A 17,241-nucleotide genomic window follows, 5' to 3' on the forward strand; every position below is an offset into this window, starting at 1 on the left:
CACAGATAAAACATTGTTGCTGCAGGGTCTCATCTGTGATGCTTATCCCAAAGGAGTAACCTGGAACGGAACTCACCCTCATTCAATGCGCCACAACATTCTCAAAGATCATCTTTAATTTTGTTTTTCAACACTATGAAAATCCGCACCCTGAGAGGAGTGCGGATTTTTTTCATCAATTGCTAAGCAAACGTTTGAAATAGCTTTTGCGAATAAATATAAAACTAACGAAGAACAGGGCAAAGAAGCATAAAGAGCTCATCATTGAAACTTGTAAAAATGCTGCTGAAACCATTGTTCGCATGGCAAATAATGTAGCGCATAACATCGTAATAGCTATCGCGAATGGTACAAATATAAGGATTGCCAACTCTTTAGAAACAACAGTGAATAACTCTTTTTTAGATAGCCCAAGTTTTCGTATACCTGCATACTTTTCTTTTTCCTGAAGAAGTGTCGTTTGTAAATAGAAGTAGAGTATGCTCATAGCTGCACTTAAGAAAATCAAGCTCAACATAGAGCCGATAAAGAACACAACACTTTTTGTGAACATCTCTGCGACATACAATTCGATTTTTGAAGTTACATAACGTTCATCATATATATGTGGGAAATCCTCTATAATTTTTTTTGCTAACGCTGTATGTGCCGTCCAATTGTCTAACTCAAATAAATAGGTTTTATAGACAGGGTATTTGATGTTGTTATAAACTTCATCAGGCACAATAAAATACGTTTGTTGGAAACCTGTTGTTAATAGATTTTTTTCATTTACAGATACAAGCTTAAATTGCTTTAGATAGTTGTCATCACTTACATTAGTAATTGGAAATGTTTTACGATTGCCGGCAACTGCTATAAATTCATTTGCACGTAAGCTAACCTTTTCATTGTGTAACAAGTTATAATCGGAAATTGACATATAGCCAATACTACGTTCTTCATTCGATTTAAATTCAATAAAATAATTTTGTGAATCCACTGTGGATAATTGTTTTTCAATATTTTCAATATCAGCTTCTACTTTACTTGGACTAGCCTTAGGAGCGGCAATATACTGAAAACTGTATGGATAATTTGCCTCGCTATCCTTTTCAACATTGTAGTAAGAACTAAATAAAATGCTTGTACATAAAAATACACCGCTTAATAAAATAGTGATTAAAAATAGCATATTTGCATGTGATTTCATTTTTGCATTCAGATTAGAAGCAAGTAGCATATTTGTTTGTTTCATATAAGCTGACGATCTCTCAAAAGCCTTTAGCAGGAAGCGCATTCCTTGTGAGATGATTAAATATATTGTACAAAGAACACTCACGAAAAAAGCTACATAGAAAAGACTACCGCCAATATCATAATCTGTATTTAAAAAATAACCTAAACCAATGGAAATCATAATACTTATGAATAATAAAAGATAATGTGGTGTTATCGACTTCTCGATGACAACATCACTTTTTAATAGTTGAATGGAAGCTTCTTTATTAATAAATCTTGTCATTACTTTTGAAATAACAATGAATAATACAAGGAATAAACCAAAAGTTAACATGATTGCTTTAATAGGGACATACATACCGAAAGTTTCTGCATTTAAAACAACTTTGGCACCCATTAAGAAGAGAGGCGAAATGACAAGCCCAAGAATGACTGCTGTAATAATCGCCAATACACCGATAAGAATATTTTCACGAAAAACGAGCGTACGAATTTGTTTCATGGATGCACCAGTAATCATAAAAATACCTAGTGTTTTTGTTTTCTTCTTTAAAAAGGCCATGATGGAATAGGCAATATAAATAAACGAAAACAAATAGACGACCAAACTTGCTAACATTAATGCAAGGCCGAGTGTTGAGTCGGGATCTAAATTTGTAAGACTTGGATGAAATACTATGACTGAAAATAGAAAGAAAATAATGATAGAGAACATACTGCTAAGGAAATACGAAACGTAAGTCCATTTATCACGTAAAATATTTTGAATAACGATATGATTAAAGCTCATGCTGTCCACCACCTAAAAAAGCAAGTGTGTCCATGATTTCCTGGTAAAATTGTTTGCGATTATGACCAAGATGAATTTCGTTATATAATTTACCATCCTTAATGAATATAATACGATTTGCGAAACTTGCTACATAAGGATCATGTGTCACCATTAAAATGGAAGTTTTCAGTTCTGTATGAATAGAACTAAATAAGGTCATAACATCATTTACTGCTTTTGAATCGAGATTTCCTGTAGGCTCATCCGCCAACAATAAACTCGGTTCGTGAATAACCGCACGAGCAATAGCTACACGTTGTTTTTGCCCACCAGAAATTTCGTAAATTCGTTTTGACAGAAGCTCTTCAATTCCGAGAAATTGAGATACATGTTTAAGTTGGTGCTGCATTTTATCGGCTGGTAAACTATCTAAAGTTAACGGTAATAAAATATTTTCTTTCACCGTTAATGTGTGTACAAGATTAAAATCTTGAAATACAAAGCCTAATTCTGAACGACGGAACTTTGCAAGCTCTTCATCATCTAATGAATATGGGTTTCTACCATTTATAAGAATTTCACCAACAGTAGGGCGATCGATTGTTGATATGCTATTTAAAAATGTAGTTTTCCCACTTCCTGATGGCCCCATGACGGCTACGAATTCGTTCTCACTGAGTTGGAAATCTATGCCATTCAATGCCTTATATGTGATTTCTCCGATATATTCTTTTTGCAGATTGGTCACTTGTAGGATTGATTTTCCCATCTTTGAACAACTCCCTTACTTCGATTGAATAGCTTAAGTATAAAGAAGGAGCAGCATTTTACCTATTCGGATAAATGACGTCAATATGACAAAGTTGTCATATTACGAACTTACAATCATGATTTTTTTACGCTATTTGAAAAATTTATGGAGAAGGTAGTGACGCACTCATGGGACTGTAAAGTAAAAGGGTGTTCTAATTCGGTTAAAATCTTTTTTACTAAATACAAGCCTATACCTGTTGCCTCACCGCTCGTTCTTCCTTTCACACCTGTATAAAATAAATCAAAGACACGTGAAATTTCACTCTCCGGAATTGAATCTCCATAGTTTTGAATTCGTAAAGTAGCTTCGTCATAAATAATTTGAATAGAGCTTTCCGTCTCGCCGTACTTAATGGCGTTATTGATGATTTGATAAAGCACAATTTTTAACCATTTTCGATCTGAATAAATAATAGTGTTTTCAACAAGCGTCACTTTTGGAAAAACTTCTTTGGCAATGAAATAATCCTTTAAATCGTTCACAACTTCCTTAATAAGTTCTTTTAATGAGAGTGCTTCTATTTTTAAATCAGCCACAAGATTGGACGTACGTTCATAAGTTAGTAGCTGATTAAGAGTAAACGTCAGCTTATCGCATTCTAGATTAATTGTTTGCAAATGCTCGGAAGGGCTATTTGCGTTAGATTGGATAATCAGTTGAATAACCGACAATGGCGTTTTCATTTGATGGACAAAATGTGAAAGAACAAGCTGTTTTTCTTTTTCTTGCCTCTCTAAATGTTGCTGCTGTGTTAAGTATAAATATTGCATTTGTCGTAGTTTTTCACTGTAGGCTTGCTCAATCATAGCCTGTGGTTCATACAGATGGAGGTCATCGCTTGTGAATGTGTTGTTCTGTAAATGAGCATAAAGTTTTTTTCTGCGATAATAACGGCCAATCAGCCAAATGGTAAATAGGAAGCTAACGAGAAAGATAAAATAAAAATAGTGTGAAGATAAATCATCTAATGAATGAATGATCCAAGGTAATAATAGAAAACTTACACAATAAAGAATGATGACACTTACATGATCTCGAAAGAACAGCTTCATTCTTCTGCCTCCACTAATTGATAACCAAGTCCACGAATTGTTTTAATTTCTAGTCTAGATTGGATAGCCTCGAATTTTTTGCGTAATCGGCCAATATTAACAGATAAAGTGTTTTCTTCAACGAAGGATTCATCATCCCAAATGGCACTTAACAATTTTTGACGAGGAACAACATTAGGATAAGCTTCAAATAATAATTTGCTAAGCTGCATCTCTTTTAACGTTAACAAGCTCTCGTGTTTCTCAGTGTAAAGTCGAACGGTATTTGAATTTAACGTTGTATTAGTAATGGATATTGAATTAGTTTCGGAGGAAGCATATTCTCCGTATGTACGACGAATAAGCCCATTCACTTTTGCCATAAGCACATCTAGTGAAAAGGGCTTAGTGATAAAATCATCCGCACCATTTTCAATCCCATGCACTTGATCGATATCATTCACGCGAGCAGATACAATGATAATCGGGCATTTGGATAGCTGACGGATTTTGCGCGACCAAAAGTACCCATCATAGGTTGGGAGGTTAATGTCCATTACAACGAGATGAGGTTGAATAGCTTGAAATTCCTCTACTATATGATTAAATTGTTGAACGGTATAACATTCAAATTGATATTTTGATAAATGCTCCACAATAATCTTTAAAATATTGGGATCATCTTCTATTATGTATATTTTGTACATAGTATCGACCTTTCTTTAATAACATACTATTAATGTACCCTAATTTTTAAAAATCCATAAATATAGCTCATCACCATAACGTAGGGATGATTCCCGTTCCGACTGGGCGCTTTGTTGCTGCCGCTTCGCTTTCGCACAGAAAAAACATTTGTTGCTGCCGCTTCGCTTTCGCACAGAAAAAACATTTGTTGCTGCCGCTTCGCTTTCGCGCAGAGCTTCCTGGGGGCGTCCGATGAGCCGCTTCACTCACTGCGCTCGCTCCAGGGTCTCATCTGTGACGCTAATCCCCGAGGAGTCGCCCAGTCTCCACTCCAATCCACTTATCTACATAGTGTACCTTTAAAAATATTGCCCCTATTTTTGGAAACGTCTTAAAATATCTACATCAATATAATAATTGTAACTTGAAATTATAGAGAAGAGCCACCAAAAACTCAATTGAGAAGGTGATGGCTCTGTTAATAGTAAGCAACTATTTTTTTGAATATGGAAGGTGACAGTTGTTCCTTCGTTTAATATGCTTTTAATTTGTCATCTCTGTCCGTCAATCCTTTTAGACGTAAACTTGTATTACGTAGACCTAGATCAATCCCAACGCCATAACTTCGTGCCGAGGCATAATCGATAAGTGATACTTTTAGACCAATCAGAAAGTATTGGGGAAGCTGATTTCCGCTGCAGGCTACTTGTGGGCAAGCGAGAGCCGTTTTCTCCGCTACACCCAACTAAAATGAGTGTCACATCATATCAACAAAAAATCTTTTTATCGATTAATTATAAAGCAATATTTTCATAAAAATATGACCGAGTGAAAAGGGGGTGTTGGTATGGCGGGATTTTGAAAGGGGGGAGGCGAGTGTCCTATCTCCTTTCTAGAGTGGGATGCACATTTTAATACATATTTTTGCAAATAGTAATTCGTTTTTAAGTTTTTTTTAAGAGGCGTGACGTATGATGAAGGAATAAAATCTCAATGGGAGAAATGATCTATTGTGGGTAAATTCAAGTTAAAGTTATCGTTTGTTATTGTTAGTATGACGGTAATGATAGTACTGGCGACTTCTAGTGTTAGTATTTGGAGTGGTTATCAAAATTTTAACGACATCCTTATGCAAAATAAAATTGTCATGCAGGAAAATTACGTGAAGGAAGTTTCAATAATCACGGAGAGCTACGTACAAGAGAAACTGAGGGAACCAAATCGAGATCAATCAATCGAACCTTATATGGTGCAAGTGGTTGACAAGTTACTTGATGAAAGAGTAGTTTCTTTTAGCGCATTCATAAAAAGTATACTCATGCCTTTACTATTATGGTTAGTCGCAGTACTTGTATTAGTTGTATGGCTTGCTTTCAAAATTGCACGACCTTTAAAACAGCTTTTTATTAGTGTAGAGAGAGAAGAAGTACAGAAACTTGAAGAAATTAATGGCTGGTATTACGAAGCACATTCATTAAAAAAAGTAGTGCAAAACATGGTTATTAGTTCGGGAAACAGAATATTTGATTTAACTAACCAACTGAACATAGACGCATTAACAGGAATTCCCAACCGTAGAAGAATGGATCAAATTTTAAATGAGTTAATTATCAATAAAGTGCCACACTCAATAGTTTTAATAGATTTAGATGACTTTAAAAGTATAAATGATACTTATGGTCATACTGTAGGGGATGAAGTTTTAAAAGCTTTCGCAGGTCATATGCAGGAAAACATAGAGAGACAAGGGATGTGCTTTCGATATGGTGGGGAAGAGTTTTTGGTGATATTGCCATCCACGACAATAGACGTAGCTTTAGAAGTAGCGGAGAATTTACGCATTAAGCAGGCCGTGTTAGATACTGCATGTGGAAGACCTGTTACAATGTCTGCCGGCATTACTTCATTTACAGCTAATATTAAAACGGCTAATCAGATCATTACAATAGCTGATCAGGCACTATATAAGGCGAAGCAGTCAGGGAGGAACTGTATCTGTGTCGTTGAAGAATTATCTGAAAAAATTATCAAATAAATCTTTCACAATTAGCAATAGAGGAACGAAGGCTAAAACCATCAAGTCCTGTGACCAACTTCGTGTTGGTCTGAGACCCTAGAGCGAGCAACGCGAGTGAAGCGGCTCATCGGACGCCCCCAGGAACTTTGCTCTGTGCAAGCGAAACGACAGCACAAATGTTTTCTGTAGCGAAAGCGAAGCGACAGCAACAAATGTTTTCTGTAGCGAAAGCAACAAATGTTTTTTCTGTGCGAAAGCGAAGCGGCAGCAACAAAGCGCCTAGCCGGAAAGGGAATCAACCCCATGCTATGGTAGTAAGACGGTCGATCTTGGTGAAATGAATACATAGATAAGAGGCATCGAGAGTAATCTTCTCGATGCCTTTTATAGTTTAAAATTTTCGACAGATATAGTGTTAAATAGCTCAGTTGTTTCTTGCTTTGGTAAAATATTGAGATCCGCTAACAAGGTACTCTTAAAAGTATTGTAAACCTTTACTGCACTTGCTCGATTATCCACTTCCAAATAGTGCTTTATTAGCTGTTGTATGGTTTTATCGGAATATGGATTATGTTCTATCGTTAAAAGTAAAATTTGCTCTCGTTTTTTAACATCATGTATTGCTGTATAATGCTCTACTAAATCATGCAGTAAAAGAGTAAATTTGTTGTTCATAAAATTTGCTTTACTAGTAATCCAGGGATAATCTAATGAGGCCATATATTCACCTTGGTAGTTTTGTATTAGTGACTCAGCCATCTCTACATCAAGCTTTCCAGTCTCTGCTTTAGCATTTAAAATATGCTCTAAGTCATGGACATCACATTGAAACGCCTCTAGTTGCAAAATATAGCAGCCATTTGTATACTGTATAACTTCTGAATAGCCCAATGCTGAAAGAGTAGTGCGTAGATAGGAAACAGTTGTATGTAACTGTACCCTTGCCTTTTTAAATTCTGTATTTGCCCATAAAGCATCGATGATTGAATCGCGAGGTACTTGGCTATTTAGGTTAGAAAAAAGAAAGGCAAATAATTCTTTTGTTTTAAGCGTTCTCCAATGGACGACTTTGTTATTGTGTAAAACAACGAACCCTCCAAAGCATTGTATTGTAAGCGCGGGTTTATTTCGTATTTGAATAGGAGTTGATTTATTTTCTAGGTGAAGGAGCTCTTGGATTCTGTTAATAGTTGTTTCTAGACGAGCCTTTGAAATAGGTTTTAGTAAATAGTCAATGGAGTGAATTTCAAATGCTTGGACAGCATAGTCCCGATATGCAGTGACAAATACAATAAAAATATTCTTATTCCATTCTTTTAATAGACGTGCAATCTCTAAACCGTTCATGTCAGGCATTTCAACATCTAAAAATGCTACTTGAAAATCCAAGCTCGGTCCCTCTGCCAGCAAATCTTTTGTAGTTGTAAAAGATTTAATGACCTCTATTGAATTAAATTCCTTTAACTTTTTCTCCAAGTTTATAAGAGCTAATGGCTCATCATCCATTACTATCACTCTAATCAAAAAAGGGCACCAACTTTCGAATATTAATTTTAACTTCTTTCAGCAAATGTTTTCTGCAGCGAAAGCTACAATTATGACAAGGCATAATTGATAAGTAGTGAAGTAGATTAAATTGAAATATCAATGACTGACCCCTTATGTGGATGTATAAGCTACTTGCTGCTGTGGTAGATCTTTTAATAATTCGGTAGCAGCTGCAGTATTTAGATTGAGTGCATATTGCATAACACTCATTTGTACAGTTTTTTTTGTAGCTCCATAATCTGAGAAGACATTATTGTATTAACTTCCATCCTAACCTCCCTTTACCATATTATCGGTTAAAAACACTAATTTTCCAATATATAAAAATTGCAAATAGTGTTGCGATTTTCTTCGTAAAATTGTTCAATTTACCAAAAATATAATCGATATTGTATATTTTTCCTCCTTTATAGTAATAATTCGTAATATCAGGTTCATTAGTCCTGAGTTATTAATTGCATTCTCTAGCATTGTTTGCATAAAAAAGCCTAACTCTAGTGTGCTAGCAGCAGATTGCAAAATATTAAAATATGGAGGTTTTAAAATATGAAAAAACAAGCTTTAGCTTTAGCTGTAACATTGATCTTGGGATTAGGTGTATGTGCTAGTCCATCATTTGCTAAGGACACAATTTCTTTTAGGCCATTCGATATGTTATGGGGAATCTCGAAAATTTACAATTTATCTTTAGGAGATTTTGAGCCACTGGATGAGACAGACTCGACATGGTTTTATCCAGAGCAAAATTTAAAAGTAGTAGAGCCGGAAATTGATAGTTCGTTGAAAGATCAGCATTTCGTTGAGGCCGGGGATACATTATTTTCAATTGCTCGTGTAAACGGAGTGTCAGTGCAAGAATTAAAGGAATGGAATAACCTTTCATCTGATTTAATTTATGTAGGTGAAACATTAGCTATCAAAGCATCAGCGGCAAAACCTAAAACTGCCGAAAGCAAAACTACAAAGGTAGCAACGACACCAAGTAAAAAGAAAGTAACGACATCAAGCACAAACACAGTGAGTGCTCCAACGAATACGGGCAAAACGTTAACAATGCGAGCAACTGCCTATACAGCGTATTGTGAAGGATGTTCGGGGGTGACAGCGAACGGAACAGATATCAGATCGAATCCGAACTTAAAGGTAATTGCTGTAGATCCGCGTGTAATTCCTCTTGGTACAAGAGTTTGGGTTGAAGGTTACGGAGAAGCAATCGCGGCAGATACTGGCGGAGCGATAAAAGGTAATAAAATTGATGTATTTATTCCTACTGAGGGACAAGCTCGTCAGTGGGGCGTCAAACATGTAACTGTAAAAATTTTAAATTAATGTAAGTTAGAGGGTATCTTCGTAGGTTAGAGATATCCTTTTATTTTGCATTTTTTTAAGAATCAACATGGATTAAAAGCCTAGTGTACAAGTTTACTTTGTACCAATAATTCACAAAATTCTCAGCAAAATTGCATAAGTGGAAGGAATGTTGGCAACCATCTGAAATAGAGGAGGTATTTTTATGAAAAGAATGAGCTTAATAATTATTTCTTTATTAGTATTTGTCGGTGGTTGTAGCTTCTTTGAAAAGAAGGAGCAAAAAGTGGCAGTTAACGCAAGTTCAGGACCAACTGCAACTGCGAAAGTAATTGGTAAAAATAATGAAAGCTATGGCAATGCATATTTTGAGGAAGAGGATAATGGGGTTAAGGTGACACTCGCGCTATCAGGATTGCCACCCGGAACTCACGGCATTCATATCCATGCAGTTGGGAAGTGTGAACCACCAACATTTGAATCAGCAGGTCCGCATTTTAATCCGACGCATAAAGAGCATGGGAAGCTTAATCCTAAGGGATACCATTTAGGGGATCTTCCAAATTTAGAAGTTGGAGAAGATGGTAAAGTGGATATGAATTTCTTAGCTGAAGGGCAAACATTAGAAAAAAATGCGGCCAATTCATTGTTACGTGATGGAGGTACTACATTAATCATTCATGAATCTGAGGATGATTATAAAACAGATCCTTCCGGTAATTCTGGTGCTAGAATTGCTTGTGGCATTATTCAATAAGGGAAATGAACCGACTGTATCTGAAGTAAAGCACTTTAGATACAGTATTTTTGTTTTGGGGGTAAAAGTCGACAATATTTTGATTCATTAAAAAAGAATGGTAAGCCGGAACGGAAATCAACCCCACGTGATGATGATGAGTATTCCTCTTATAAAAGAAGAATTAAACGGTCATTTTGATCATAAACCATACATTTTTTATACATACGGAAACTGAAAAAGTTTTCGTAAAAAAGAATTTAATAGTTTAGTGTAGATAAAATCAGTGTGAGTGAGTTATTAATAAACTCCGGGAATAATAGGTATTTAAGAAAAATAGTATAATTATAAAAGACTGAATTTACAATAAATAGATTGACATTATTATACTAAATTTGATAATTTTAAATAGATTCTTATTTTTAACCAAAGGGGGAAGGTTACTATGAAGAAAAAACAATTCAGGTTATTAATGCTATTAAGTGCTTTTGCGCTACTGATTTTAGCTGCATGTAGTTCTGATAGCGGAACAGGTTCAAAGGACTCGAATAAAGGAGATTCGGCATCATCTGACAAGCCTAAATTTCTGAACTTATTAACAGGGGGAACGCAAGGTACTTACTATGCATTAGGTGGAACGTTTGCTGATTTCATTTCTAAAGAAACAGGCATTAAAACAACTGCTGAAGTATCTCAAGCATCGGCTGCCAACATGACGGCTTTGCAAGATGGTAAAGGTGAAATTGCATTTGTTCAATCGGATATTGCTTACTACGCTACTGAAGGGAAATTTATGTTTGATGGCAAAAAAATCGATTCAATTGCTGCTTTAGGTGCACTTTATCCAGAAACAGTACAATTAGTAACGACTGAAGCATCAGGCATTAAATCATACGCTGATTTAAAAGGGAAAAAGGTTTCTGTAGGTGCGCCAGGTTCTGGAACTTACGCAAATGCTGAACAATTACTTGAAATTCATGGTTTAACAATGGATGATATCAAAGCGCAAAACCTTGATTTCGGTGAGTCTACTGACGGTCTTCAATCAGGCCAAATTGATGCAGCGTTTATTACTGCGGGTACGCCAACAGGTGCTGTTGAGGCATTAAATGCAACAACTAAAGTGAATATTATCGGTATGGATGCTGGCAAAGCAGATGAGTTAATCGCTAAATATCCTTACTATGCAAAAGATACAGTAACGAAAGGTACGTATGGTATTGCAAATGATACTGAAACAGTTTCAGTACTGGCGATGCTAGCGGTGAAAAAAGATCTTCCGGAAGATGTTGTTTATTCGATGACGAAAGCTATTTATGATAACTCGGGTAAAATTTCCCATGCTAAAGGGCAGTTTATCAAAGCGAAGACAGGTTTAGAGGGTATTAGTATTGATGTTCACCCAGGTGCTCAAAAATACTTCGATGAAAAGAAATAACGGAACATTTGGGTTTGGATTTTACCAAACTAGAGCTTATAGTGAGTAAAAAGTTATTTTCTTAATACGAAGAGGCTCGGATTGCGTAAAGATTCGAGTCTCTTTTCTTCCATTAAGTATAAGTCGTGAGTAATGGCGAATAGCTTTAACTTCTTTCAGCGGGTATTCAAACACCTGTACCTGTCGCTTCGCTTTTGGTACAAAAGACATTCGCTGAAATAAAGGAACTCAGTCTAAGAACGCCTCGTCCTGCGGCAATTTAACTGTGCGAAAGCGAAGCGACAGCAACAAGGTTTTTTTCTGTGCGAAAGCGAAGCGACAGCAAGCAACAAGGTTTTTTTCTGTGCGAAAGCGAAGCGACAGCAACAACGACTGAGTGACCAACATCATGCTGCTGACGCTGCGTTAGCACTACGCTTTCGCGCAAAAAACATTTGTTGGTCTAAACTCCGGCGGATGTCACTGAATTATGCCAGGGCATAATTGATGTGGGGGAACAGATGCAGTGCGAAAGAGAACATTAATCATTGTTTTAGCTTTTTTATGTATTTGCTTTAGTCTAGTCATTTTTCTTCCTCTTCAAAAGGTACTCGCATTTACGGAAACACGTATAAATGATCCGATAGTGCATTATATACCACTGACAACTGAGGATACATTTGAAATTAGATATACTCACTCTATCCATAAAACGGATGTACTCGAACATTATAAATGCATAGATGGAACACGTATTCAAATGTTAGGGATGGAGTATGAAAGTTTAGCAATCGGCATGCCAAGCTATGCAGAAAAAGATCAAACATTAACAGAACGCAATGGTAAATATTTTTTGCAGTTTGACAATGAAGTCATTGAAAATTTTACGATCTATATTGGCGATTTGGATTTAGACCTTGTATTAGCTTACGAGAATTATGAATACGATTTAAAAAAAGGCTTACAAAGGGGAAAATCCTATTTATTTGAGGTGAAGCGTTTATCGCTTTATGAACAATGGAAAGGAGTAAGGATGAAATGACGACACAGCATACATCGAACGACGAAGTAAAAAAAGAAGAATTCGAACAAATATCAGCTGAAGAGCAACAAGCGATACTTGAGAAATATGATATTGAATCCAATGTCCGAACGGTATCGGGCATTATGAAGCATGTCATTTTCTTTGGATTACTAGCGTTTTCATTGTTCCAGCTTTACACGGCAATTAAAGGCCAATTCCCAGCGCAAATTCAGCGTACGATACATTTAGGTTTTGGTTTGACCCTAATTTTCTTGCTATTCCCTGCTCGAAAAAAAGCAGCAAAGAATAAAATAGCGTGGTTCGATTATATTTTAGCGGTATTATCCATTGTTGTAGGTTCGTATTGGACAATGAATTATACAGAGCTTGTTAATAGTAACGGTACTATTACGCAAACAGATTTTATTGTAGGTCTTATAGCTGTCGTGTTGGTGCTTGAAGCAGCCCGTCGTGCAGTAGGTATACCGATTACCATCATTGCTATATGTTTCTTAATATATGCCTATTTCGGACCATATTTCCCGGATTTTATGGCGCACAGAGGGCAAGATATTGAGAGTATTGTTAATCTCATGTATTTTACGACAGATGGGATTTTTGGAACACCAATTAGTGTTTCAGCCACATTTATTTTTGTATTTTTGCTTTTTGGAGCATTCCTTGTCAAAACAGGTGTTGGCCAATACTTTAATGATTTAGCGGTATCTCTTGCGGGTAAATTAATTGGTGGTCCTGCAAAAGTGGCAGTTTTTTCTAGTGCACTTCAAGGTACGATTTCAGGAAGCTCTGTAGCGAATGTTGTAACATCTGGATCATATACGATTCCAATGATGAAAAAGCTTGGGTACCGTAAAGAGTTTGCAGGTGCGGTTGAGGCAGCGGCATCTACGGGTGGGCAGTTAATGCCTCCGATTATGGGTGCGGCAGCGTTTTTAATGGTTGAATTTATCGGTCGTGGAATAACGTATTGGGATATTGCGAAGGCGGCGGCGATACCTGCATTGCTTTATTTTACAGGTATTTGGATTATGACTCACTTCGAAGCGAAACGTGTAGGTTTAAAAGGCTTACGTGATGATCAAATGCCAAATCGTCGAGAGGTATTTAAGAAAATTTACCTTCTATTACCGATAATCTCTATCATCGTTTTAATGTTAACAGGTACACCAGTCATGCATGCAGCGCTTTACGGTATTCTTATTTCTATTGGCGTTGCTATGTTTAATAAGGAAACACGTTTAAAACCAATGGATATTATTGATGCATTAGTTGAAGGGGCTCGTACAGCACTTGGTGTTGTAGCGGCAACAGCTTGTGCGGGTATTATCGTAGGTGTTGTTGTGAAAACGGGTCTAGGCTTAAGTTTAGCTAATAGTTTAGTGGAATTAGCTGGTGGTAGTATTATTTTAACGCTAATTTTTGTGATGATTGCTTCCCTAATTCTTGGGATGGGAGCTCCGACAACAGCGAACTATGTAATTACATCAACAATTGCTGCTCCTGCGATCGTAGCATTATTATCACCGAATACACCACAGGAGTTAGTACCAGTAGTTGTGTTATTATCGGCACACTTCTTTGTATTCTACTTTGGTATTATTGCCGATATAACCCCGCCTGTTGCACTTGCAGCTTTTGCGGCTTCGGGAATCTCTGGTGGAGACCCAATTAAAACAGGTGTAAACTCAGCGAAGCTTGCGATTGCAGCATTTATTATTCCGTATATGATTGTATTTTCACCGGCATTACTAATGATTGATACAACTATACCTGAAATTATATGGGTAGTAATCACGGCCATTACAGGAATGGTAGCGATAGGTGCGGGAGTAATCGGTTTCTGGTATCGCAAATTGCTTTGGTTTGAGCGCATTATTGCCATTGCAGCTGGTTTACTACTTATCTATCCAGAAAAATTCTCGGATTGGGCTGGTTTGGCAATCTTTATTGTTATGTTTGTTATTCAATATGTAACGCAACATAAAGGTAACGGTGATGGCGATCAAAAAAGTAAAACGAGCGCTATAGCTTAAGTAATAGGTAAAAAGGGCTTACTCATGTTCTAGGTTAGTAAGTACTTTGCATGTTTACGAGGCGATGGAAGCGTGCAATGTATAAAGAACACTTTTTTATAAGTCTTACCAAGAAGGGAGATGTATCGAAATGATACATCTCTTTTTCTGATTAACTCCGAATTCAATCTAAAAAGTAGATGGTTTTTATACTTTTTATGCATAAGGAGCATCGTTTATTGTTTTTTTACAAAGGTCATTGTATAATTCTTTTATCAGAAAATTCAATTAAATAAAAAGGAGGGATGATTAAATGAAAAATTTGTTTAACTCAAAATTTGAAACATATTTAATGGATCAGGAACTGGAGCTTAATATGGAAGAGGAAAAAAATGAGGAGCAACTATCGATGGTGCATTATGATGAATATCCAGAAGGTTTTTTTACAAGTTTATAATAAATATTTGAAGGACTGTGCTAAAGGTAGAAATAACTTTTAACACAGTCCTTCGTTTTTTTTTTTTTTCAGAAAAATTGAAAGTGATATTTGTACCCATATAAAAGTTGACCTTCGTTCCGACTGGGCGATTTCTTGGAGATCAGCAATAGAGGAAGAAGGCTAAAACCATCACGTCCTGTGATAATGCCTTCGACCAACACCGTGTTGGCCCGAGACGCAGCGAAGCGAAGTGGCTCACCGAACGCTCTCAGGAAAGCGCCCAGTTGGAACGGAAATCAACCCACACGTTATGGTCATTAGCCTCTTTTTTTTACGAAATAGTTTGCTGTATAATGGGAAACAACAATGCGTATAGAGGTGTAGTTATGTCAAATGCTGTAATGTTAGAAGAGAAAATTTATCAATGGTTTGATCATTTTCATAAATACCCCGAAGTGAGTTGGAAGGAATATGAAACTACTAAAAAAATAGCGTCGATTTTAGATGAGTTAAACGTATCCTATCGATTGTTAGGGGATGTTCCAGGGCTAATTGCGGAAATTGGTACAGGTGATGGAATTGTTGCTGTACGTGCAGATATAGATGCTTTGTGGCAAGAAGTGGATGGGAAATGGCAAGCGAACCATTCGTGTGGGCATGATGCAAATATCACAATGGTGCTTGGTGCTTTATTACTGCTGAAAGATCGACCATTGCAACATCGCGTTCGTTTTATTTTCCAGCCTGCTGAAGAACTTGGGAATGGAGCTTGTGCAGCCTTTGAACGCGGAGCAGTTGAAGGCGTATCGCATTTGTTTGGTGTTCATTTAAGACCAATTGAAGAGCTACCACTTGGCAAGGTGTCACCTGCTATCCATCATGGTGCGGCATATTTTTTAGAAGGAACAATACGAGGTACTGATGCCCATGGTGCTAGACCTCATCAAGGTAAAAATGCAATCGATGTTATTATGGCCGTACAACAAATGCTCAATAGCATACATTTATCACCTTTCGAGCCTCATTCGGCAAAGTTAACGAAGATTGTTGCAGATGGTGGTAGTACGAATATTATTCCAGGTACTGCGAGCTTCTCTATGGATATTCGCGCGCAACGGAATAACCAACTAGAAGTGCTTCGTAGTCGTATTGAGTTTGGCTTAATATCGATCAAGCAACAGTTTGAGATTGATATGGAATGGGAATGGTTAGATTTCACACCTGGCGCAGAGGTTTCTTCAGTTGCCGCAAGTATGGCTAAAGACGCAATTATTGAAACGCTTGGAGAAACGCATCTAGCAGGGGAAATAACAACGCCTGGAAGTGACGATTTTCATTTTTACACAGTTAAAAAACCTGAATTAAAAGCAACAATGATTGGGATTGGTGCCGACTTAACTCCAGGATTACATCATCCAAAAATGACTTTTGAACGAAATGCACTAATTGATGCTGCAAAGGTACTTGCTTGTGTGCTAGAAAAAAAACCTGAATATGAATAACGATAGCGAGAGGGAGCTATATCAAAAGTGCAAAATTTTTTTGATATATTTCCTTTTTATTTTGTTTTTTATCGAAATATATGAATATTTCGTATCGTCTATAATCGCTATTTGAAAGCGTTTTATTGCGCAAAAATAGTCGAAATAGCTCGAGAAGCATAAAATTTTTGCGTTGACTTTTAATTTTTCGAATATTATGCTAAAAAACATAAAAAAATATTTGCGTCTTAGAAAAGTTGAAAAGGGGATAGGTGCAAAAAAGGGGATGGAATGATAAAAAAGGAGAGTGCTAGTTGGGCACTTTCTAATTTATGGAATTATGATTATAACTATGCTTATTACGGTAGTAGTATTAGGGCAAAGTCCTCACGTTTCATTTATTGGTTGAACAACTGTAGCAGCAATTGTTGCTAAAATGCATGGACTTAAATGGATGGAATTTGAGGAAATGATGTAAAAAGGGTATACGCTAGCTTTACCTGCCATTGTCATTATTATTTTAGTAGGATTAACTATCGGAGCATGGATCGGTAATAGAGTCGGCGTAACAATGATTTATTAAGGCTAAAATTAATTTCTCCAGCATGGTTCTAAGTAACAATTATGCTGTTATCGCAAGGGTTTATTAAAAAGAGATTTTATCATTATTATTTTAACGAAGACATTTAATTTTGATATATAACAACAGCTAG

At 36.5% G+C, this 17,241-nt stretch carries 13 protein-coding genes and 1 pseudogene; 9 read left to right on the forward strand and 5 right to left on the reverse strand.

Features of this window, described 5'->3' with window-relative positions:
• Positions 1–175: 175 nt before the first annotated feature.
• The 4 genes from C7Y47_RS15965 to C7Y47_RS15980 all read right to left on the reverse strand — a co-directional run bounded on the left by C7Y47_RS15965 (position 176) and on the right by C7Y47_RS15980 (position 4,545).
• Complete coding sequence (locus C7Y47_RS15965) at positions 176–2,011, reverse strand: FtsX-like permease family protein (protein ID WP_142509678.1); 1,836 nt, start codon at positions 2,009–2,011, stop codon at positions 176–178.
• A complete protein-coding gene (locus tag C7Y47_RS15970) occupies positions 2,001–2,762 on the reverse strand; it encodes an ABC transporter ATP-binding protein (RefSeq protein WP_142509679.1) in 762 nt (253 codons plus the stop codon). Before C7Y47_RS15970 ends, C7Y47_RS15965 begins: the two co-directional genes overlap by 11 nt.
• A 116-nt stretch (positions 2,763–2,878) precedes the next feature.
• Positions 2,879–3,859, reverse strand: a complete 981-nt coding sequence (locus tag C7Y47_RS15975) for a sensor histidine kinase (protein ID WP_142509680.1) — start codon at positions 3,857–3,859, stop codon at positions 2,879–2,881.
• Complete coding sequence (locus tag C7Y47_RS15980) at positions 3,856–4,545, reverse strand: response regulator transcription factor (protein ID WP_142509681.1); 690 nt, start codon at positions 4,543–4,545, stop codon at positions 3,856–3,858. Before C7Y47_RS15980 ends, C7Y47_RS15975 begins: the two co-directional genes overlap by 4 nt.
• A gap of 992 nt (positions 4,546–5,537) precedes the next feature.
• On the opposite strand from C7Y47_RS15980, the gene C7Y47_RS15990 reads away from it, so the two are divergent.
• Entirely contained in the window at positions 5,538–6,560 is a 1,023-nt protein-coding gene (locus tag C7Y47_RS15990; protein ID WP_142509683.1) for a GGDEF domain-containing protein, read from the forward strand.
• Between the two features lie 366 nt (positions 6,561–6,926).
• On the opposite strand, the gene C7Y47_RS15995 is transcribed toward C7Y47_RS15990, so the two are convergent.
• Entirely contained in the window at positions 6,927–8,048 is a 1,122-nt protein-coding gene (locus tag C7Y47_RS15995; RefSeq protein ID WP_255505215.1) for a response regulator, read from the reverse strand.
• 588 nt (positions 8,049–8,636) lie between these two features.
• On the opposite strand from C7Y47_RS15995, the gene C7Y47_RS16005 reads away from it, so the two are divergent.
• The 8 genes and pseudogenes from C7Y47_RS16005 to C7Y47_RS25740 form a co-directional block, all read left to right on the forward strand.
• Positions 8,637–9,419, forward strand: a complete 783-nt coding sequence (locus C7Y47_RS16005; RefSeq protein WP_142509685.1) for a 3D domain-containing protein — start codon at positions 8,637–8,639, stop codon at positions 9,417–9,419.
• 184 nt (positions 9,420–9,603) lie between these two features.
• Positions 9,604–10,155, forward strand: coding sequence for a superoxide dismutase family protein (locus C7Y47_RS16010; protein ID WP_142509686.1), 552 nt, complete (start codon positions 9,604–9,606; stop codon positions 10,153–10,155).
• Positions 10,156–10,579: 424 nt separating this feature from the next.
• On the forward strand, positions 10,580–11,572 hold the full coding sequence (locus C7Y47_RS16015; protein WP_142509687.1) for a TAXI family TRAP transporter solute-binding subunit: 993 nt from the start codon (positions 10,580–10,582) through the stop codon (positions 11,570–11,572).
• 505 nt (positions 11,573–12,077) lie between these two features.
• Complete coding sequence (locus C7Y47_RS16020; protein WP_142509688.1) at positions 12,078–12,593, forward strand: DUF1850 domain-containing protein; 516 nt, start codon at positions 12,078–12,080, stop codon at positions 12,591–12,593.
• A complete protein-coding gene (locus C7Y47_RS16025) occupies positions 12,590–14,629 on the forward strand; it encodes a TRAP transporter permease (protein ID WP_142509689.1) in 2,040 nt (679 codons plus the stop codon). Before C7Y47_RS16020 ends, C7Y47_RS16025 begins: the two co-directional genes overlap by 4 nt.
• A 292-nt stretch (positions 14,630–14,921) precedes the next feature.
• Positions 14,922–15,065, forward strand: a complete 144-nt coding sequence (locus tag C7Y47_RS25000) for a hypothetical protein (protein WP_185903508.1) — start codon at positions 14,922–14,924, stop codon at positions 15,063–15,065.
• A gap of 368 nt (positions 15,066–15,433) precedes the next feature.
• The gene (locus C7Y47_RS16030) at positions 15,434–16,549 is read left to right on the forward strand and encodes an amidohydrolase (protein WP_142509690.1); all 1,116 of its coding nucleotides are present in this window, start codon (positions 15,434–15,436) and stop codon (positions 16,547–16,549) included.
• 196 nt (positions 16,550–16,745) lie between these two features.
• Positions 16,746–17,108: pseudogene (locus C7Y47_RS25740) on the forward strand (Na+/H+ antiporter NhaC); the annotation flags it as partial.
• Positions 17,109–17,241 lie beyond the last annotated feature (133 nt).

It is taken from the genome of Lysinibacillus sphaericus (assembly GCF_006864135.1).
Taxonomy (GTDB): Bacteria; Bacillota; Bacilli; order Bacillales_A; family Planococcaceae; genus Lysinibacillus.